The sequence below is a fragment of the Pseudomonas sp. CCNWLW23 genome (assembly GCF_037095675.1).
GTDB lineage: Bacteria > Pseudomonadota > Gammaproteobacteria > Pseudomonadales > Pseudomonadaceae > Aquipseudomonas > Aquipseudomonas atacamensis.
Genome location: NZ_JBAWKM010000032.1, coordinates 1 through 19,936, shown reverse-complemented (window position 1 = coordinate 19,936; position 19,936 = coordinate 1). Strand labels below are relative to the sequence as shown.

General features: G+C 60.7%; 16 protein-coding genes. 4 read left to right on the top strand and 12 right to left on the bottom strand.

Translation table 11 applies throughout. The features are described 5' to 3' along the window. Window positions 1-45: 45 nt before the first annotated feature. Window positions 46-1,413, top strand: coding sequence for an MFS transporter (locus tag V8J63_RS26310; RefSeq protein WP_125926203.1), 1,368 nt, complete (start codon window positions 46-48; stop codon window positions 1,411-1,413). Between the two features lie 121 nt (window positions 1,414-1,534). On the opposite strand, the gene V8J63_RS26305 is transcribed toward V8J63_RS26310, so the two are convergent. The 3 genes from V8J63_RS26305 to V8J63_RS26295 all read right to left on the bottom strand — a co-directional run bounded on the left by V8J63_RS26305 (window position 1,535) and on the right by V8J63_RS26295 (window position 4,752). After that, window positions 1,535-2,488 carry an adenosine deaminase gene (locus V8J63_RS26305; protein ID WP_024011466.1) on the bottom strand — a complete coding sequence of 318 codons (954 nt, stop codon included), beginning with the start codon at window positions 2,486-2,488 and terminating at the stop codon, window positions 1,535-1,537. Between the two features lie 80 nt (window positions 2,489-2,568). Then, window positions 2,569-3,534, bottom strand: coding sequence for a 2-oxoglutarate and iron-dependent oxygenase domain-containing protein (locus V8J63_RS26300; protein ID WP_130928022.1), 966 nt, complete (start codon window positions 3,532-3,534; stop codon window positions 2,569-2,571). A 144-nt stretch (window positions 3,535-3,678) separates the two neighbouring features. Then, a complete protein-coding gene (locus tag V8J63_RS26295) occupies window positions 3,679-4,752 on the bottom strand; it encodes a BMP family ABC transporter substrate-binding protein (protein ID WP_016771815.1) in 1,074 nt (357 codons plus the stop codon). A gap of 287 nt (window positions 4,753-5,039) precedes the next feature. On the opposite strand from V8J63_RS26295, the gene V8J63_RS26290 reads away from it, so the two are divergent. Next, the gene (locus V8J63_RS26290; protein ID WP_336464876.1) at window positions 5,040-6,131 is read left to right on the top strand and encodes a calcium:proton antiporter; all 1,092 of its coding nucleotides are present in this window, start codon (window positions 5,040-5,042) and stop codon (window positions 6,129-6,131) included. Window positions 6,132-6,255: 124 nt separating this feature from the next. On the opposite strand, the gene V8J63_RS26285 is transcribed toward V8J63_RS26290, so the two are convergent. From V8J63_RS26285 to V8J63_RS26245, 9 genes are all read right to left on the bottom strand, one after another. Next, window positions 6,256-7,614, bottom strand: a complete 1,359-nt coding sequence (locus tag V8J63_RS26285) for an 8-oxoguanine deaminase (RefSeq protein WP_016771813.1) — start codon at window positions 7,612-7,614, stop codon at window positions 6,256-6,258. 256 nt (window positions 7,615-7,870) lie between these two features. Next, a complete protein-coding gene (locus V8J63_RS26280; RefSeq protein WP_039764086.1) occupies window positions 7,871-8,557 on the bottom strand; it encodes an SDR family oxidoreductase in 687 nt (228 codons plus the stop codon). Window positions 8,558-8,834: 277 nt separating this feature from the next. Next, window positions 8,835-9,761, bottom strand: coding sequence for an ABC transporter permease (locus V8J63_RS26275; RefSeq protein ID WP_041479652.1), 927 nt, complete (start codon window positions 9,759-9,761; stop codon window positions 8,835-8,837). After that, window positions 9,761-10,867 carry an ABC transporter permease gene (locus V8J63_RS26270; protein ID WP_336464875.1) on the bottom strand — a complete coding sequence of 369 codons (1,107 nt, stop codon included), beginning with the start codon at window positions 10,865-10,867 and terminating at the stop codon, window positions 9,761-9,763. The genes V8J63_RS26275 and V8J63_RS26270 overlap by 1 nt, the downstream gene beginning before the upstream one ends. 12 nt (window positions 10,868-10,879) lie before the next feature. Beyond that, window positions 10,880-12,427, bottom strand: coding sequence for an ABC transporter ATP-binding protein (locus V8J63_RS26265; RefSeq protein WP_336464874.1), 1,548 nt, complete (start codon window positions 12,425-12,427; stop codon window positions 10,880-10,882). 534 nt (window positions 12,428-12,961) lie between these two features. Then, complete coding sequence (locus tag V8J63_RS26260; protein WP_125917571.1) at window positions 12,962-13,543, bottom strand: IMPACT family protein; 582 nt, start codon at window positions 13,541-13,543, stop codon at window positions 12,962-12,964. 7 nt (window positions 13,544-13,550) lie between these two features. Further along, window positions 13,551-14,201: a TetR/AcrR family transcriptional regulator gene (locus V8J63_RS26255; RefSeq protein WP_024011475.1), complete on the bottom strand. Its 651-nt coding sequence runs from the start codon at window positions 14,199-14,201 to the stop codon at window positions 13,551-13,553. An 88-nt stretch (window positions 14,202-14,289) separates the two neighbouring features. After that, window positions 14,290-15,678 carry a uracil-xanthine permease family protein gene (locus V8J63_RS26250; RefSeq protein WP_336464873.1) on the bottom strand — a complete coding sequence of 463 codons (1,389 nt, stop codon included), beginning with the start codon at window positions 15,676-15,678 and terminating at the stop codon, window positions 14,290-14,292. A 115-nt stretch (window positions 15,679-15,793) separates the two neighbouring features. Continuing rightward, window positions 15,794-16,714 carry a LysR family transcriptional regulator gene (locus V8J63_RS26245; protein ID WP_016771807.1) on the bottom strand — a complete coding sequence of 307 codons (921 nt, stop codon included), beginning with the start codon at window positions 16,712-16,714 and terminating at the stop codon, window positions 15,794-15,796. A gap of 137 nt (window positions 16,715-16,851) precedes the next feature. On the opposite strand from V8J63_RS26245, the gene V8J63_RS26240 reads away from it, so the two are divergent. Both V8J63_RS26240 and V8J63_RS26235 read left to right on the top strand, forming a co-directional pair. Beyond that, window positions 16,852-18,201, top strand: a complete 1,350-nt coding sequence (locus tag V8J63_RS26240; protein ID WP_064362892.1) for an aspartate aminotransferase family protein — start codon at window positions 16,852-16,854, stop codon at window positions 18,199-18,201. Window positions 18,202-18,275: 74 nt separating this feature from the next. Next, the gene (locus V8J63_RS26235; protein ID WP_336464872.1) at window positions 18,276-19,769 is read left to right on the top strand and encodes a CoA-acylating methylmalonate-semialdehyde dehydrogenase; all 1,494 of its coding nucleotides are present in this window, start codon (window positions 18,276-18,278) and stop codon (window positions 19,767-19,769) included. Window positions 19,770-19,936 lie beyond the last annotated feature (167 nt).

The following is a 19,936-nucleotide window of genomic DNA, read 5'->3' as shown; positions in this document are numbered from 1 at the left end:
TCGCGCACACTCGATCCGGGGATTTTTCGGATGGGGGAGCACAACATGAATACACAACGCTTTAGTGCGGCTGAGCGCCTGGAACGGCTGCCGCTCAGCAGTTATCACCGCGTCATTTTCATCATCATAGCCTTGGCGTTTTTCTTCGACTCCATGGATCTGGCGATGATGACTTTCCTGCTCGGCTCGATCAAAGCCGAGTTCGGCCTGAGCAGTGCGCAAGCGGGGTTGCTGGCCAGTTCGAGCTTCTTCGGCATGGTGCTCGGGGCGTCGCTGTCGGGAATGCTCGCCGACCGCTTCGGGCGCAAACCGGTGTTTCAGTGGAGCATCGTGTTGTGGGGCGTGGCCAGTTACCTGTGTTCGACGGCGCAGACGGTGGAGACGCTGACGCTGTTTCGCATCCTGCTCGGAATTGGCATGGGTATGGAGTTTCCCATCGCGCAGTCGATGCTCTCGGAGCTGATTCCAGCACAACGGCGCGGGCGCTACATCGCCCTGATGGACGGCTTCTGGCCGCTGGGGTTTGTCGCGGCGGGGGTGCTCTCGTACTTCCTACTGCCGCTGATTGGCTGGCGCGATATTTTCCTGGTGCTGGCAGTGCCGGCGGTATTTGTCCTGGCGATCCGCTTTTTCATCCCTGAATCACCGCGATGGCTGGAACAGGCCGGGCGCGACGCCGACGCGGACAAAGTGTTGAACGGCATTGAAGCGCGGGTGCGTGCTTCGCTGGGCGGTGCGGCGTTACCGGAACCGGTTCGTTTGCCACGCACGGTGACGCCGCCGGGTAATTTCTTCTCGGCACTCAAGCAGATCTGGTCGCCGCAATATCGCCAGCGCACAACGATGATCTGGAGTCTGTGGTTCTTCGCATTGTTGGGCTTCTACGGGCTGACTTCCTGGCTCAGCGCATTGCTGCAGCAGTCGGGTTTCGCCGTGACGCAGTCGGTGTACTACACGGTGCTGATCTCGCTCGGCGGGATTCCCGGCTTCCTCATGGCGGCGTGGCTGGTCGAGCGTTGGGGGCGCAAACCGGTGTGCATCGTCACCCTGCTGGGCGGCGGGGTGATGGCGTTTCTGTATGGGCAGAGTGCGGTGTTCGGCGGCAACGTCGCGTTGCTGATCGGCACCGGATTGTTGATGCAGTTTTTCCTGTTCGGCATGTGGGCGGTGCTCTACACCTACACGCCAGAGCTGTATCCGACTTCAGCGCGGGCAACCGGCTCGGGATTCGCCTCAGCCATCGGCCGCGTCGGCTCACTGCTCGGGCCACTGGTGACCGGGCTGGTGTTCCCGATTACCGGGCAGGGCGGGGTGTTCGCGCTGGGCGCGGCGTGCTTCGCGATTGCGGCGGGCGTGGTGTGGCTGTTCGGGATGGAGACGCGGGGCAAGACCCTGGAAGAGCTTACCGAGTGAACATCGATATGAATGTGGGAGCGAGCCTGCTCGCGAAAGCGGTGTTTCATTCAACGAAAATGTTGACTGACTCTCCCTCTTCGCGAGCAGGCTCGCTCCCACATTGGTTTTGCGGTGTTGCTTACGGTTTTACCAACCGCGCATCCAGGCTGTTCTGCGCCAGGCGCTTGGCCTGATCCTGGGTCATGCCCAGATGCTCGTGCAGCGCATGGAAGTTCTCGGTCACGTACCCGCCGAAATACGCCGGGTCATCGGAGTTCACCGTGACCTTCACGCCGCGCTCGAGCATGTCGAGGATGTTGTGCTGCGACATGTGATCGAACACGCAGAGCTTGGTGTTCGACAGCGGGCACACGGTCAGCGGAATCTGCTCGTCGATGATCCGCTGCATCAGGCGCTCGTCTTCGATGGCGCGCACGCCATGGTCGATGCGCTGGATTTTCAGCAGGTCGATGGCTTCCCAGATGTATTCCGGCGGGCCTTCTTCACCAGCGTGGGCGACGGTGAGGAAGCCTTCGTCGCGGGCGCGATCGAAGACACGTTTGAATTTGCTCGGCGGGTGGCCCATCTCGGAACTGTCGAGCCCGACCGCGACAAACGCATCACGGAACGGCAGCGCCTGATCGAGGGTTTTCTGCGCTTCGTCTTCGCTGAGGTGGCGCAGGAAGCTGAGGATCAAACCGCTGCTGATGCCCAGTTGCGTCTCGCCATCCTTGAGCGCGGCGGCGATGCCGTTGAGCACCACTTCGAACGGGATGCCCCGGTCGGTGTGGGTCTGCGGATCGAAGAACGGTTCGGTATGAATCACGTTCTGTGCTTTGCAGCGCAGCAGGTAGGCCCAGGTCAGGTCGTAGAAGTCCTGCGAGGTGCGCAGCACATCGGCGCCTTGGTAATACAAGTCGAGAAATTCCTGCAGATTGTTGAAGGCGTAAGCCTTGCGCAGGGTTTCGACGTCGCTCCACGGCAGGGCGATCTTGTTGCGTTCGGCCAGGGCGAACAGCAGTTCAGGCTCCAGCGAACCTTCCAGATGCAGGTGCAGTTCGGCTTTGGGCAAGGCGTTGAGCCAGTCGTACATAGTCTTTTCTCATCAGGTGCAATGCCGGCATTCTACAGAGGCTGGCCGCAACAATTGGCAAAACCTGACCAGGTGATCGATCAAACCGCCTCTTGTTCACGGCGATAGGCGTAGGTATCGGCGAAGCGCGACAGCAGGAATTCGGCACAGGTGGTGGTCGGATATTTCGCCGGATGCTGTGCGTCCTGGCAACCGGGCAGGCATTCGATGCGCGTGTCCGGGTGCGGTTCGGCGAAGAACGGCATCGAATAGCGATCCACGCCCAGCGGGCTGATCACCCGGTGCGGGGTCGAGCGATAACGGTCGTTGCTCCAGCGCGCCATCATGTCGCCGAGGTTGACCACGAACGTGCCGTCAATCGGTGGCGCGTCGATCCATTCACCATTGACGTTCTTCACCTGCAAACCGCCGGCGCTGTCCTGATAGAGCAGGGTGATGCAGCCGTAATCGGTGTGGGCGCCGGCACCTTGTTGCTCGGCGGAGCTGGCGGTGTGACGCGGCGGATAATGGATCATGCGCAACACGCTGACCGGGTCGACAAAGCGCGAATCGAAGAAGTCGCGCTCGATGCCCAGCGCAATGGTCATCGCCCGCAACAGGGTTTGCGCCAGCGCCTGCATGTCGAGGTAATGCTGCTCCATCAGCGTTTCCCAGCCGGGTTGCGCCGGATGCCGATTGGGGCCGCGCAAAGGTTTTTCCGCGAGCACCTCGGGATGTTCGTCCGGCAGATGCAGGCCCATGTCGAAAGTTTCTTTGAGATCGCTGGGTTTGTCCGGGTCCAGTTGCTCTGTGGCAATCGCGCCGTAGCCGCGATGGTGGCGGGTCTGAGTAATGTCGATCTTCAGTTTTTCTGCGGCTGGCAATGCAAAGAAGCGCTGGGCGTGATCGAGCAGGGCGTCGATGCGCTGCGCCGAGATCGGATGGCCCTTGATGTAGAAAAAGCCCCACTCGCGACAGGCTTGGTCGATTTGTTCGGCCACCGCAGGCCAGGCGTTTTCGTCGTCGCTATAGAGCGGGCTGATATCAATGATCGGAAGCTGATCCATACACAATCCTTGAATACGCTGTGTTTCCAATGTGGGAGCGAGCCTGCTCGCGAAGAGGGAGTGTCAGACAACATTTTTGTTAATGACACACCGCTTTCGCGAGCAGGCTCGCTCCCACAGGGTTTTGTGTGGTGAATCGGGGGACTACTTCGGCATCTCGGCCTTCATGCCCTCAACGTAATAATTCATCGAAGCCAGTTCCGCATTGGTCGCGCTCACGCCCGCGGGGATTTTTTCCACACCGGCCTGATCCTTGATCGGCCCGGTAAAAGGCTGCAATGCGCCGCTCTTGATGTCGGCGATCAACTGCTCTGCTTCGGCTTTCACCGGCGCCGGCACCAGATCGCTGATCGGCAGTTCCACCGTGCCTTCCTTCAACCCGCCCCAGTAATCCTGAGATTTCCAGGTGTGATCGATCACGCTCTGCGTCGCCTGAATGTAGTGTGGCGCCCAGTCGTTGACGATCGAGGTCAGCACCGCTTTCGGGCCGAAGTGGGCCATGTCCGAGGCATAGCCCACGGCATACACGCCGCGCCGTTCGGCGGCCTGGATCGGCGCCGGGCTGTCGGTGTGCTGGAACACCACGTCGACGCCCTGATCGATCAGCGCGTTGGCGGCGTCGGCTTCCTTACCCGGATCGAACCAGGAGTTGACCCACACCACTTTGATTTCGGTGCCAGGGTTGTACTTGTTCAGGGCCAGCTGGATGGCGTTGATGTCGCGGATCACTTCCGGAATCGGGAACGAGGCGACGTAGCCGATCTTCTTGGTCTTGGTCATCTTCGCCGCGAGGAAACCGCCGACGTAACGGCCCTCGTAAGTGCGCGCCAGGTAAGTGCCGAGATTCTTGTCCTGCTTGTAGCCTGTGGCGTGTTCGAAAGTGACCTTGGGGAATTGCTTGGCGACTTTCACTGTCGGGTTCATGTAGCCGAAAGACGTGGTGAAGATCAGGTCGTATTTGTCCTTGGCCATGTTGCGGATCACCCGCTCGGCGTCGGCGCCCTCGGCGACGTTTTCCACATAGTTGGTGGTGATCTGCGTGCCGAGTTTTTCCGCCAGGGCCTTGCGCCCCTGTTCGTGCTGATACGTCCAGCCGTGGTCACCGATCGGGCCGATGTAGACGAAACCGACCTTCAGCGGATCGGCAGCGCTGGCGCTCAGGCTGATTCCCAGACCGATGGCGGCGTACAGCAGTTTGTGCAGCGGACGTATTGGCATGAACCCGAACTCCATTTTGTTGTGTGTGCTCAGGGCCAATGCAAATTGCTGACCAACAGGACAACAAACGCATTCGAAAACGCGGCGCGGCCTTCGCGAGCAGGCTCGCTCCCACAGGGGACGCATTTGAATGTGGGAGCGAGCCTGCTCGCGAAGAGGCCGGCAAGGCCAATAAAAGTGCATGCCTGAATCCAGCTGCCATCGCGTGGTGCGCAAAGATGTAACGAAACGTTAGCGGCGCGCGGCAGTCAGTAGCTTCATCAGCTCTTTTCGGCAAAAGGCCCGTCATGCTCTCGATCCTCAAACAAGAAAGCTTCCTGGTGCTGGCAGTCCTTGCCGCGTGCGTCGCTTATCCACTGGAACACTGGCTGCTGCACAGCGGCCAGATCGTCGCGCTGGGCGGCGGTCTGCTGCTGATCGCCTTTATTGTCGCCGCTTCGATGCGTGTTGCTCATCACGCTGAACTGCTGGCGGAAAAGGTCGGCGACCCCTACGGCACGATGATCCTCACGCTCTCGGCGGTGCTGGTCGAAGTGGTGATCCTGGCGATCATGATGAGCAACGAAGCCTCGGCAACACTGGTGCGCGACACGATTTATTCAGCGGTGATGCTCGACATCAACGGCATCCTCGGCCTCGCCGCACTGATGGGCGGGATCAAACACGGCGAACAGTCCTACAACGACGATTCGGCGCGCAGCTACAGCGTCATGATCCTCACTGCGATGGGCGTGTCGATGGTGGTGCCGGAGTTCATTCCCGAGGCCAACTGGAAGATGTATTCGGCGTTCACCATTGGCGCGATGATGGTGCTCTACGCGCTGTTCCTGCGCATGCAGGTCGGCCCGCACAGTTACTTTTTCAGCTACAGCTACCCGGACAAACGTCGCAAAAAGGAGCCGGTCGAGCAGGAGCCGAAACCGGTCAGCCTGGCGCTGTCGGTCGGCATTCTGGTGTCGGGGGTGGCGATCATCGGCGCACTGGCCGAGGTGATGTCCAAGACCCTCGATCTGGGCCTGGAAGGCACGGGCGCGCCGCCGGTAATCACGGCGATTCTGGTGGCAGCGATTTCCGCCGCGCCGGAGATTCTCACCGCATTACGAGCGGCGCTGGCCAATCGCATGCAGTCGGTGGTCAACATTGCGATGGGCGCATCACTGTCGACGGTGATACTGACCGTGCCGGTGATGGAAGCGATGGCGCTGTACACCGGCCAGCCATTTCAGATGGCGATGACTCCGGTGCAAACGGTGATGATCTTCATCACCCTGATCGTCAGCGCAATCAACCTCAATGACGGCGAGACCAACGCCATTGAGGGCATGACGCACTTTGTGCTGTTTGCCACATTCATCATGCTGTCCCTACTGGGCCTTTAGGGCTGGCAGATACCCATGTGGGAGCGAGCCTGCTCGCGAAAACGGTGTGTCATCCAACAAACATGTTGTCTGACACTCCCTCTTCGCGAGCAGGCTCGCTCCCACAGTTTTGAACGGCGGTGACTCAGGTGCCGGCAATCAACTGCCGAGCCGCCTGGCTGTGATCGGCGATCAAACCTTTCAGGTCCAACCCTTCAACCTGCCCATCAACCACACGCCACTTGCCGCCAATCATCACTCGATCCGCCCGATCCGCGCCGCACAACAACAGCGCCGAAATCGGATCATGGCTACCGGAGAAGCGCAGTTCATCGAGCTTGAACAACGCCAGATCCGCCTGTTTGCCCACGGCGATTTCGCCGATGTCGCTGCGACCGAGCAGGCTCGCCGAACCCTTGGTCGCCCAGCCCAGCACGCGTTCCGGGGTGATCTTTTCGGCGCCGTAGCGCAGGCGCTGGATGTACAGGGCCTGACGCGCTTCGAGGATCATGTTCGAGGCATCATTGGATGCCGAACCGTCGACGCCAAGACCGAACAGCGCGCCGGCGTCGGTCAGCTCGATGCTCGGGCAGATGCCGGACGCCAGGCGCATGTTCGAGCTTGGGCAGTGGCAGATGCCCGTGCCGGCCTGGCCGAGGCGGGCGATTTCGTCGGGGTTGAAATGGATGCCGTGGGCCAGCCATGTTCGCGGGCCGAGCCAGCCGACGCTGTCCAGATAATCGACGGTGCGCAGACCGAAGCGTTGCAGGCAGAAGTCTTCTTCATCAAGGGTTTCAGCGAGATGGGTGTGCAGACGCACATCGAGTTTGTTCGCCAGATCAGCGCTGGCCGACATGATTTCCGGGGTCACCGAAAATGGCGAACATGGCGCCAGGGCGATCTGGATCTGCGCGCCGTCGCCACGCTCGTGGTACTCGTGAATCAGCCGCTGGCTGTCGTCGAGAATCACCTGGCCTTCCTGCACCGTTTGTTGCGGAGGCAGGCCGCCGTCCTTCTCGCCAAGGCTCATCGAGCCGCGCGTGAGCATGGCGCGCATGCCCAGTTCACGCACCGTTTCGACCTGCACGTCGATGGCGTTTTCCAGACCGTCCGGGAACAGATAGTGATGGTCCGCAGCGGTGGTGCAACCTGAGAGCAGCAATTCGGCCAGCGCCACTTTGGTGGCGAGGGCGAGTTTTTCCGGGGTCAGCCGCGCCCATACCGGGTACAGGGTTTTCAGCCACGGAAACAGCGGCTGATTGACCACCGGCGCCCAGGCGCGGGTCAGGGTTTGATAGAAGTGATGGTGAGTGTTGATCAGGCCCGGCAGGATCACATGCTCGCGGGCATCGAACACTTCATTGCACGGCGCCGACGGCTGCTGACCGGCAGCGAGGACTTCGACGATGACACCGTCTTGCACGACTAGACCGCCACGGGCATCAAGCTCGTTGGAGGTGAAAATGGCGAGGGGATTTTTTAACCAGGTACGGGTCGCAGGCATTGTGGCCGGCTCCTCTGAAAGTTGGGTTCAGGGTTGCCAGCTCAGTGTTGCCCTGTCTGCTGATCCAGGGTCGCCGCGAAGGACGAGGCGCGCAGTTTCAAACAAATCGCAGCGCCGGGCAAGCGCCACCCGACCATTCACCATCACTCCCTGTGGGAGCGAGCCTGCTCGCGAAGGCGTCATGTCAGTCGATACAGATTTACCTGACAGATCGTATTCGCGAGCAGGCTCGCTCCCACATCGGGATTTTCAGTGCTTACCAGGCAATCGTTTCACCCTTGTAATTGACGAAGTGATGCCCGCCCTTGCCGGTGAATGCATTGACCTGGTCAATCAGCCCGCGAGTGCTGGTCTCTACATCCAAGTCAGCACCTTCGCCGCCCATGTCGGTCTTCACCCAGCCCGGGTGCAACGACAGTACGGTGAGTTTCTGTTCACCCAGTTGCGTGACAAAACTGTTGGTCATCGAATTCAGCGCCGCTTTGCTCGCCTTGTACAACGCCAGCTCCGGCGCGTCGGGCATGGTCACGCTGCCGAGCACCGAACTCATGAACGCCAGCACGCCGCTGCCGTCGCGGATCTGCCCGACGAAACGCTGGGCCAGATTGATCGGCGCCACCGCGTTGGTGAAAAACAGTTGCCCGACCTCGGCCAGTGTCGCGCCGCCCGGCGTCTGCACGTCCGGGCCTTTGACCCCGGCGTTGACGAACAACAGATCGAAGGTTTCGCCCTTGAGTTTCTGGCTCAGAGCGATCACCGCTTGCTGATCGTCCATGTCGAGCTTCTCGATGCGCACGTCACCCAGCGCTTGCAGCGCCTCGGCCTTCTGCGGATTGCGCACCGTCGCGGTGACCTGCCAGCCATCGCCCAGCAGGGTCTTCACCAGACCGAGGCCCAAGCCGCGGGAGGCGCCGATGATCAGTGCGTTTTTTGCCTGAGACATGATGGGTTTCCTTGAAAGTCAGCATTCAGGATTCAATGGACACGCCTGACCAAGGCGCAGTTGCAGCGCTTGGCGAAAAACAGGCCTTGATCCCGGAGCATACTCCAGGCTTCTTGAGTTTCTCGAGGGTGTTTGATCAGAAACAATCACGAGGCGTGGTTCAAGTGTTGCCTGTGCGGACGCTTTCGCGAGCAGGCTCGCTCCCACATATGCCCGTGTTCACTCAGATCCCCTGTTGGAGCGAGCCTGCTCGCGAAGAGGCCCGCTCTGACAACGATCAGTGTCCTGACTGCCACGGTTGCCCCAACGAAACCGGCGCATACAATCGCGTACGCACGGCGTCGCGGGACAGCAGCACCAGCACCAAAATCGTCGCCACATACGGCAGCATCGCCAGCAGGCTCGAAGGTATCGCCAGTCCCAATCCCTGTGCCACCAGGTGCAGGATGCTGGCGAGGCCGAACAGATACGCCCCGAGCAGCAAGCGCCACACCCGCCAACTGGCAAACACCACCAGCGCCAAAGCGATCCAGCCGCGCCCTGCGGTCATGTTTTCCGCCCACATCGGCGTGTAGGCCAGCGACAGATACGCCCCGGCCAGCCCGGCCATTGCTCCGCCGAACAACACCGCCAAGGTACGCACGGTCAGCACTGGCAAGCCCATCGCGCTGGCCGCATCCGGATTTTCACCGACCGCTTGAATGATCAGGCCGACACGACTTTTGATGATCACCCACGCCACCAGCGCAAACAGCGCGAACGACAGATACACCAGCAGATCCTGGGCAAACAGCATCCGCCCGATCAGCGGGATCTCACTCAGATACGGAATCGCCAAAGGCTCGAAACCTGCCAGCGGCTTACCCACCCAGGCCGCGCCGACAAATGTCGACAGGCCCACGCCGAAGATCGTCAGCGCCAGCCCGGTGGCCACCTGATTGGCGTTGAACACCAGCGCGACCAGGGCAAACAGTGACGACAACAACATCCCGGCCAACATCGCCAACAGCACACCCAGCCACAGGTTGCCGCTGTTCAGCGCGACGATAAAACCGATCACCGCACCGAACAGCATCATGCCTTCCTGGCCGAGGTTGAGGACGCCGCTTTTCTCGCAGATCAACTCACCCAATGCCACCAGCAACAGCGGCGTGCCGCAGCGGACCATCGCGTAGAAAATATTGCTCAACAGATCGATATCCATCACAGCGCTCCGGCGGTTACGGCAGGGGTCGAGGCGCGCCGGGTCCAGCGCAGTTTCAGGCGTGGCCGATAGAGAATCAGCACGTCACAGGCGAGCAGGAAAAACAGCATCATGCCCTGGAACAATTGGGTGATCGCCTGCGGCAGATTGAGCGACATCTGCGCGCTCTCGCCGCCGATGTACAGCAGCGCCATGAGCAGACTGGAGAACAGAATGCCGAGCGGATTCAACCGTCCGAGAAACGCCACGGTGATCGCCGCGTAGCCATAGCCCGGCGACACTTGGGGCACCAGTTGGCCGATCGGCCCGGTCACTTCGCAGACCCCGGCGAGCCCGGCCAGACCACCGCTGATCAACAGCGCCAGCCAGATCAGGCGCTTCTCGCGGAAGCCGACAAAACCTGCCGCACGTTTGTCCAGCCCGAGCACTTTGATCTGGAAGCCGATGAAGCTTTTCTGCAACAACACCCACACCGCAATCAGCGCGAGCAGGGCGAAATACACCCCGGCATGCACGCGGCCGTCCTCCAGCAGCAGCGGCAGACGACTGGCGTCGCCGAACATCGCCGACTCGGGAAAATTGAAGCCCGCCGGATCCTTCAGCGGCCCGTGCACGCAGAACAGCAGCAGGTTCAGCGCGATGTAGTTGAGCATGATGCTGGTGAGGATTTCGTTGGCATTGAAGCGCGTGCGCAGCCATGCGGTGAGCCCGGCCCATGCGGCGCCGGCCAGCGTGCCGGTCAGCAGAATCAGCACCAGCGCCCAGCGACTTTGCATACCAATAATGTTCACCGCCACAGCACTGCCGGCCAAGGCGCCAAGTAGAAGTTGGCCTTCGGCGCCGATGTTCCAGATCCGCGCCTGATAGGCCACCGCCAGGCCGAGTGCGCAGAGCAGAATCGGCAGCGCCTTGACCAGCAATTCGGACACGCCATACAAATCGCTGACCGGTGCGATCAGCAGTGTGTGCAAGGTTTGCAGTGGGTCGTGGCCCAGCGCGATGAACAACAGCGAGCCGCAGCCGAGGGTCAGGGCCGCCGCCAATAACGGCGAGCACCACAGCATCAGGCGCGATTGCTGGCCACGGGGTTCGAGAGAAAGCAGCATGTTGAAACTCCGTTAAACCGAAGCGGCGCGAGGTGAGTGATCGAACTGGCCGGCCATCCACGCGCCGACATCGCTCAGTTGTGTAAGGCCGGTGTCTTGAAGAGCCGACAGACGCCCGCCGCACAGCGCGCCGAGGCGATCGCTGATCTGGAACAGCTCATCGAGGTCTTCGGAAATCACCAGAATCGCCGCGCCGGCATCGCGCAGGGCAATCAACGCGCGATGAATGGTGGCGGCGGCACCGACGTCGACGCCCCAGGTCGGGTGCGCGGCGATCAGCAGTTTCGGTTGCTGAAGAATTTCCCGGCCGAGGATGAATTTCTGCAAGTTGCCGCCGGACAGGCTGCGCGCAGCGGTTTGCGTGTCCGGGGGCTTCACGCCGAAACGCTGGATGATCTGCTGCGCGAGGGCTTCGACTTTGCCGCGTTGAATCAACCCGTGGCTGACCAGTCCGTGCTGAAAAGCACTGAGCAGGGCGTTATCGGCCAGACTCAACTCAGGAACCGCGCCGTGGCCAAGGCGTTCTGCCGGCACGAAGGCCAAACCCAGTTTGCGCCGCGCATCCGGGCGCAGATCGGCAACGTTTCTATCTGCGAAGCGCAGGGTCGCCGCTTGCGCGCGCGGCAAGGGCTGTTCGCCGCTAAGCAGGGCGAGCAATTCATCCTGACCATTGCCCGCGACCCCGGCGATGCCGACGATTTCACCGCTACGCACTTGCAGGTCGATGTCGGTCAGCGAGCAACCGAACGGATCCGGGTTGTGCCAGCTCAAACCCTGCACCTGCAGAAACGCCGCGCCACCGCTGACCTTCGGATACTCGCCAATCAAAGCCGCCGCTTCACCGACCATCATTTGCGCCAGTTGCTGGTCCGAACATTCGGCGGGCACGCAATGCCCGGCAACCCGGCCGCCGCGCAGCACCGTGGCGCTGTGGCACAAGGCGCGCACTTCACCGAGCTTGTGGCTGATGAACAGAATGCTGCAACCCTCGGCGGCAAGGCGCCGCAGGGTGATGAACAACTCGTCGGCCTCTTGCGGCGTCAGCACTGAGGTCGGCTCGTCGAGAATCAACAGGCGGATGTCCTGCATCAGGCAACGGATGATTTCCACCCGCTGGCGCTCGCCGATCGACAGGCTGTGGACAAGTCGCTCCGGCTCCAGCGCCATGCCGTAACGCCGCGAGACTTCGCGAATCTTCGGCTCCAGTTGCTTCGGCGTGCCGGCCGCCGCGCCCATCGCCAGGGCAATGTTCTGCGCCACGCTGAGGGTTTCGAACAGGGAGAAATGCTGGAACACCATGCCAATGCCCAACTGCCGCGCCTGCGCCGGATTGCGCATCTGCACGCGCTGCCCCTCCCAGAGCATTTCACCGCTGTCGCACTGGGTGACCCCGTAAATGATCTTCATCAACGTACTTTTGCCCGCGCCGTTTTCACCGAGCAGGGCATGGATCTCACCCGGCGCGATGCTCAGGTCGATGGCGTCATTGGCCAGACAACCGGGGTAGCGTTTGCTGATCTGGCGCAGTTGCAGGCGCGGTGGGGAAGGGGCGATGGACATGACAGGCTCGACTGACTTGGAGTTGTGCCTGTGGATAAAGCAATTTCCTGGCCATTGAGTCAGGAACGCTTGCGGAGCCAGCCCGCAAGTGCCGACAGCAGCGCATCGGCGGGCATTTTGTCTTTCGATCAAGCACCAATTCAGCGCAAAGCCATTGAACAGGCTCCAGTTTTGCCCGCTTGCAGTTGGTTAAAAAACGAGCAACTGCCTGGGAGCCAGACAGATCCAGCGGCTGCGGCGGTCATGAACGGCTTATCCACAGGTTGCTCCACAGTAATTGTGCGCAAGCGCCGAGGGTGGGCATAAGCACTGCGATGCTTTGTTCTAATGGTGATAAACGAAGGTAACTGTTTGTTTTTACGCTGGATTTCCCTTTCGTCGGGTCATTTGAACGAAAAGTGAACAAATCGCGCAAAGCCGCATGACAGAAGGGTTACAGCGGTGTGTGCTCAGGTTATCCACAGTCGGGTGCACAGCCGATGTGGGCAAGTCTGTGGAATAAGGAAAACGAGGGATGCCCTAAAAGATCGCAGCCTACCGCTGCAACAAAATCCGCCCACGGCTCAGATCCGCCAACTGACTCTGCAATACTTCGATCTGCGCTTCCCCCACCGCCAGCTTCAACTCAACACCATTGGCCGTGAAGTTTTCCTCCACCACCAAGCCACCGAGATCGGCCACGCGCAACTTCACCAGCGCCAACTCGGCAAATCCACAGGCGCAACTCAGCGGTACGCGGCTGATCAGCTCGATTTTTTCCGCCGCTTGCAGGCACTTGTTGGCGCCACCGCCATAGGCTCGGGCCAAACCGCCGGTGCCCAGTTGAATGCCGCCGTACCAGCGAATCACCAGCACCGCGACCTGATCGCAATCCTGCGCCTCGATCGCCGCCAGAATAGGGCGCCCGGCCGTGCCGCCCGGCTCGCCGTCGTCAGTGCTGCGGTATTGCGCGCCGAGTTTCCACGCCCAGCAATTGTGCGTGGCATTCAAATCGCTGTGCTGCTCGAAAAACGCCTGCGCATCGGCGGGGCTGCTGATCGGCGTCGCCAGAGTGATGAAGCGGCTTTTGCGAATCTCTTCGCGGTATTCGCAAAAACCGCTGAGGGTGAAAGGCATAAACGTCTTATAGAGAAGGAGTGAGGCCGCAGCCTTTGAGAATGATGCGGATCAGGTTGTTGCCGGCGTCTTCCATGTCCTGCTTGGTCAATTTGCTGCGCCCGGTGACGCGGCAGATCTGTGTGGCGAAGTCGGCGTAATGCTGGGTGCTGCCCCACAGCAGGAAGATCAGGTGCACCGGATCGACCGGATCCATCTTGCCCGCATCGATCCATGCCTGAAACACCGCCGCGCGCCCGGTGAACCAGGCGCGGTAGTCCTGATTGAAATATTCGCTCAGGCATTCGCCGCCGCTGATCACTTCCATGGCGAAGATTCGCGAAGCCTGTGGCTGGCGCCGCGAGAACTCCATCTTCGCACGGATGTAGCGGGTCAGCGCTTCGGCCGGGTCATCCTCGGCAGTAAGGGTGTTGAAGGTGCTGTCCCACAACTCGATGATGTTGCTCAGCACCGCCACATACAAACCGAGCTTGTTGGTGAAGTAGTAATGCAGGTTGGCCTTGGGCAGCCCGGCATTCTGCGCGATGGTGTTCATGCTGGTGCCTTTGAACCCGTGACGGGCGAACTCGTCTTCGGCGGCTTTGAGAATGGTCTCTTCGTTCTTCTGACGAATGCGGCTGGCGGGTTTGCCGCCGTGGGCTGGGACTTCAAAGGTCATAGGCACTTCCGGGATTGTCTGTGGGTGCAACCAGTTGCGTTGATAGCGCACCCACAGGCATCCGACAAGTCCTGGCGCGGAAAAACAGTTACGCCTGTTCGATCTTGTTCAATGACGCGGGGCTTTTTGTCTCGGCGGTTTTGCCTTCCGGCAACAACAGACAGAGGACGATTGCCGTCAGCCCGCCGCTGGTGATCGCCGAGTCGAACAGGTTCTGCACCAGTTTCGGCAGCAGGTGCAGCAGGTTCGGTTGCGCGGCGATGCCAAGGCCGACGCCGAACGAAGTGGCGATGATCAACATGCTGCGCCGGTCCAGCGGTGACTGCGCGAGAATACGCACGCCCGCCGCCGCCACAGCGCCGAACATCACCAGCGTTGCGCCGCCCAGCACCGGTTTCGGGATCTGTTGCAGCACCGCGCCGATCATCGGGAACAGGCCGAGGCAGAACAGGATCGCGCCGATGTACAGGCCGACGTAGCGGCTGGCAACGCCGGTCAATTGGATCACGCCGTTGTTCTGCGCGAACGTTGTGTTGGGGAAGGCGCTGAAGGTCGCCGCGATCATGCAGCTCACGCCATCACCGAGCACGCCACCGCGCAAGCGGTTTATATAAGAAGGGCCGCTGATCGGTTGGCGGGCAAGCATGCAATTGGCGGTGAGGTCGCCGACGGTTTCGATGGTGCTGATCAGGTAAATCAGCGCGACCGGCAGGAAAGCGGTCCAGTCGAAGTTGAATCCGAACTTGAATGGCGTAGGAAAACTCACCAGCGGCAAGTCAGGCAACGGCTGCGGGACCAGTTTCCCGCTGAACCACGCCGCGAGGCTGCCGAGCACCAGTCCGATGATGATCGCCGACAGTCGCACCCACGGCGTATTCGAGCGGTTAAGCAGAATGATCGTCAGCAGCACGAACACGCCCAAGGCCAGATTGCCCGGCGCGCCGAAGTCCGGCGCGTTGAAGCCGCCACCCAGATCGGTGATGCCGACCTTGATCAGGCTGATGCCGATCAGCGTGATGACGATGCCGGTCACCAGCGGTGTCACCACTCGGCGCAACTGACCGATGAAACGGCTGAGCACGATCTGCACGATTGCGCCGAAAAAGCACACGCCGAAAATCATCGCCAGGATATCTTCCGGGCTGCCGCCGCGCTGCTTGACCAGAAACCCGGCCGACAGCACCGCACCGAGAAACGCGAAACTGGTGCCTTGCAGACAGATCATCCCCGCGCCAATGCCGAACGGTCGCCGCGCCTGGATAAAAGTGCCGACGCCCGAGACCATCAGCGCCATGCTGATCAGGTACGGTAGATGCGCGGTCAGCCCGAGCGCGGAACCGATCACCAGTGGCGGGGTGATGATGCCGACGAAACTGGCGAGCACGTGTTGCAGCGCGGCGAGAATGGCGGCGAGTGGTTTGGGGCGGTCGTTGAGGCCGTAGATCAGTTCACTGGATGAATCGGAATCTGGCTGCATGGCTTTGGCTTCTTGAAGGAGAGTTACCCCTTCTCTGCAAAAACCTGTCCACTTGCTCAGGTTATTCCAGGATTCTGTCGATGAGGCCCAGCCGGGCTGGGCTCTGCGCGCTTATCTATCGCGTCGCGGCCAGACTCTCGAGGAAACTTTCCAGCACCAAATGAGGGCGCCGCCCCTTGCGCGTGACCGATGCCAGACTCAAATCGTAAAAACGCGTGCCGGCCTTGAGCGCACGCAAGCGCCCCTGCTGCACCCAAAGATTGGCGTAGTGATCCGGCAGGTAACCGATGTAGCGTCCGGTCAGAATCAGAAATGCCATGCCCTCACGGTCAGAGGCACTGGCGGTGCAGTTGAGCGCCTGGTAGTGCGCCTGAATCTCTGCCGGCAAACGGAAGGTCGGCGCAATCGCGTCCTGACTGTCGAGGCGTTGATCATCGAGTTGCTTGTCGTCGACATAAAACAGCGGATGACCCACCGCGCAATACAGCAGCGAACGCTCGCTGTATAACGGCTGATATTCCAGTCCCGACAAGGCGCTGGCCTGCGGCACCACGCCAACGTGCAGGCGCCCGTCGAGCACACCTTGTTCAACTTCATTGGGCGCAATCATGCGGATCTGGATCTGCACATCCGGCCCGCGCTCCTTCAATTGCGCGAGGGCGTGGGTGATGCGCATGTGCGGCAGGGTGACGAGGTTGTCGGTGAGGCCGATGATCAGCTCGCCGCGCAGGTGTTGGTGCAGGCCGTTGACCTCAGTGCGGAAACTCTCCAGCGCACTCAACAATTGCAGCGCTGATTGATACACCTCACGACCTTCCTCGGTCAGCGAAAACCCGGCCCGGCCACGCTGACACAAGCGCAAGCCGAGGCGCTGTTCCAGATCGCTCATCTGCTGGCTAATCGCCGAGCGCCCGATGCCGAGCACGGTTTCCGCTGCGGAGAAGCCGCCACACTCCACGACACTGCGAAAAATCCGCAGCAGGCGAATATCAAAATCACTGACCTGGGCCAATGGATCGGCGCGGCGGCTGCTCATTTCTTGTTCTCTTTGTTTAGCAATGATCTAACTGAAGGTTAGAAGAGTTGGATTTCACCGACTTTATCGCCGTGGCAATTTAGCTGCAACAACGCTTTCCATCTCCCTGACGCTTATGCCCTGCGAGGTTTTGCCCGATGAACATGCCTGAAAACGCGCCGTCGCCACTGGCCAGCCAACTGAAGCTGGACGCGCACTGGATGCCGTACACCGCCAACCGCAACTTTCAGCGCGACCCGCGTCTGATCGTCGGCGCTGAAGGCAGCTGGCTGTTCGATGACAAGGGCCGCAAGATCTACGACTCGCTGTCCGGTCTGTGGACCTGCGGCGCCGGGCACACCCGCAAGGAAATTCAGGAAGCCGTTTCGAAACAACTGGGCACCCTCGACTACTCGCCGGGCTTCCAGTACGGCCATCCATTGTCGTTCCAGCTGGCAGAAAAAATCACCGAACTGACCCCGGGCAATCTGAACCACGTGTTCTTCACCGACTCTGGTTCCGAGTGCGCCGATACTGCGGTGAAAATGGTCCGTGCCTATTGGCGCCTGAAAGGCCAGGCGACCAAGACCAAAATGATCGGCCGCGCCCGTGGTTACCACGGCGTGAACATCGCCGGCACCAGCCTCGGTGGCGTCAACGGCAACCGCAAACTGTTTGGTCAGGCGATGATGGATGTCGATCACCTGCCGCACACACTGCTGGCGAGCAACGCGTTTTCCCGTGGCATGCCGGAGCAGGGCGGTATTGCTTTGGCCGATGAGCTGCTCAAGTTGATCGAACTGCACGACGCTTCCAACATCGCTGCGGTGTTCGTTGAACCGATGGCCGGCTCTGCCGGGGTATTGGTTCCGCCGCAGGGTTACCTCAAGCGTCTGCGCGAGATCTGCGATCAGCACAACATCCTGCTGGTGTTCGACGAAGTGATCACCGGTTTCGGCCGCACCGGTTCGATGTTCGGCGCCGAGAGCTTCGGCGTGACTCCAGACCTGATGTGCATCGCCAAGCAAGTCACCAACGGCGCGATTCCGATGGGCGCGGTGATTGCCAGCTCCGAGATCTACCAGACCTTCATGAACCAGCCGACGCCGGAATACGCCGTGGAATTCCCCCACGGCTACACCTATTCGGCGCACCCGGTGGCCTGCGCCGCCGGTCTTGCAGCACTCGATTTGCTGCAAAAGGAAAACCTGGTGCAGAGCGTCGCCGAAGTCGCGCCGCATTTCGAGAACGCGCTGCACGGTCTGAAAGGCTCGAAGAACGTGATCGACATCCGTAACTACGGCCTGGCCGGCGCGATCCAGATTGCCGGGCGTGACGGTGATGCCATCGTGCGTCCTTTCGAAGCGGGCATGGCCTTGTGGAAAGCCGGGTTCTACGTGCGCTTCGGCGGCGACACCCTGCAGTTCGGCCCAACCTTCAACAGCAAGCCGCAAGACCTCGATCGTCTGTTCGACGCGGTCGGCGAAGTGCTGAACAAGCTCGACTGATTTTTCCTTCTATATATGTACAAAAGTGCGGGCGCCTCTCACGGCGCCTGCGGACCAGAATTCAGGAGTGTTCGATGAGCGTTATTCCGCATTTGATCAATGGCGAACTGGTGACCGAAACCGGTCGCGCGGTAGATGTGTTCAACCCGTCTACCGGTCAGGCAATTCACAAACTGCCACTGGCCAGCCAGGCCACCATTCAGAAAGCCATCGATGCCGCCAAGGCTGCGTTCCCGTCCTGGCGCAACACGCCGCCAGCCAAACGCGCCCAGGTGATGTTCCGCTTTAAGCAATTGCTGGAGCAGAACGAAGCGCGCATCTCGCAACTGATCAGCGAAGAGCACGGCAAGACCCTGGAAGACGCCGCCGGTGAATTGAAGCGCGGTATCGAGAACGTCGAGTTCGCCTGCGCCGCCCCGGAAATCCTCAAGGGCGAGTACAGCCGCAACGTCGGCCCGAATATCGATGCCTGGTCGGACTTCCAGCCGTTGGGGATTGTGGCCGGTATCACTCCGTTCAACTTCCCGGCCATGGTCCCGCTGTGGATGTACCCGCTGGCGATCGTCTGCGGCAACTGCTTCATCCTCAAGCCATCCGAGCGCGATCCAAGCTCGACGCTGCTGATCGCTCAGTTGCTGCTGGAAGCCGGGTTGCCGAAAGGTGTGATGAGTGTGGTCCATGGTGACAAGACGGCGGTGGACGCGTTGATCGAAGCGCCGGAAGTCAAAGCGCTGAGCTTCGTCGGTTCGACACCGATTGCCGAATACATCTACGCCGAAGGCACCAAGCGCGGCAAACGCGTTCAGGCACTGGGCGGCGCGAAGAACCACGCGGTGTTGATGCCGGATGCCGATCTGGACAATGCGGTCAGTGCACTGATGGGCGCGGCCTACGGTTCCTGCGGCGAACGCTGCATGGCCATCTCGGTGGCCGTGTGTGTTGGCGACCAGGTCGCGGACGCGCTGGTGGCGAAATTGGTTCCACAGATCAAAGCGCTGAAAATCGGTGCGGGTACCTCGTGCGGTCTGGACATGGGGCCGTTGGTTACCGGTCAGGCGCGTGACAAGGTCAGCGGTTATGTGGACGACGGTGTGGCGGCGGGCGCGACCCTGGTGGTCGATGGTCGTGGTTTGAGCGTCGCCGGGCATGAAGAAGGCTTCTTCCTCGGTGGCTGCCTGTTCGACAACGTCACTCCAGAGATGCGCATCTATAAAGAAGAGATCTTCGGGCCGGTGCTGTGCGTGGTGCGGGTGAACAGCCTGGAAGAGGCGATGCACCTGATCAATGATCACGAATACGGCAACGGCACCTGCATCTTCACCCGCGACGGCGAAGCGGCGCGGCTGTTCTGTGACGAGATCGAAGTCGGCATGGTCGGCGTCAATGTGCCGCTGCCGGTGCCGGTGGCTTATCACAGCTTCGGCGGCTGGAAGCGTTCGCTGTTTGGCGACCTGCATGCGTACGGTCCGGACGGCGTGCGCTTCTATACTCGTCGCAAGGCGATCACCCAGCGCTGGCCGCAACGTGCGAGCCATGAAGCTTCGCAGTTCGCATTCCCTAGCTTATAAGTAGCTGGATGTGCAGGAGGCCGACCTTTCAGGTCGGCCTTCGCATTTTCGGGGCTTTTTAACCGATATGACAGAAATATGAAAATAGGTGTTGACGGCAGATTCCAGAGGTCTATAATTCGCCCCACTTCCGGCGCAGTCGAAACGGAAAACTCCTTGAGATTCAA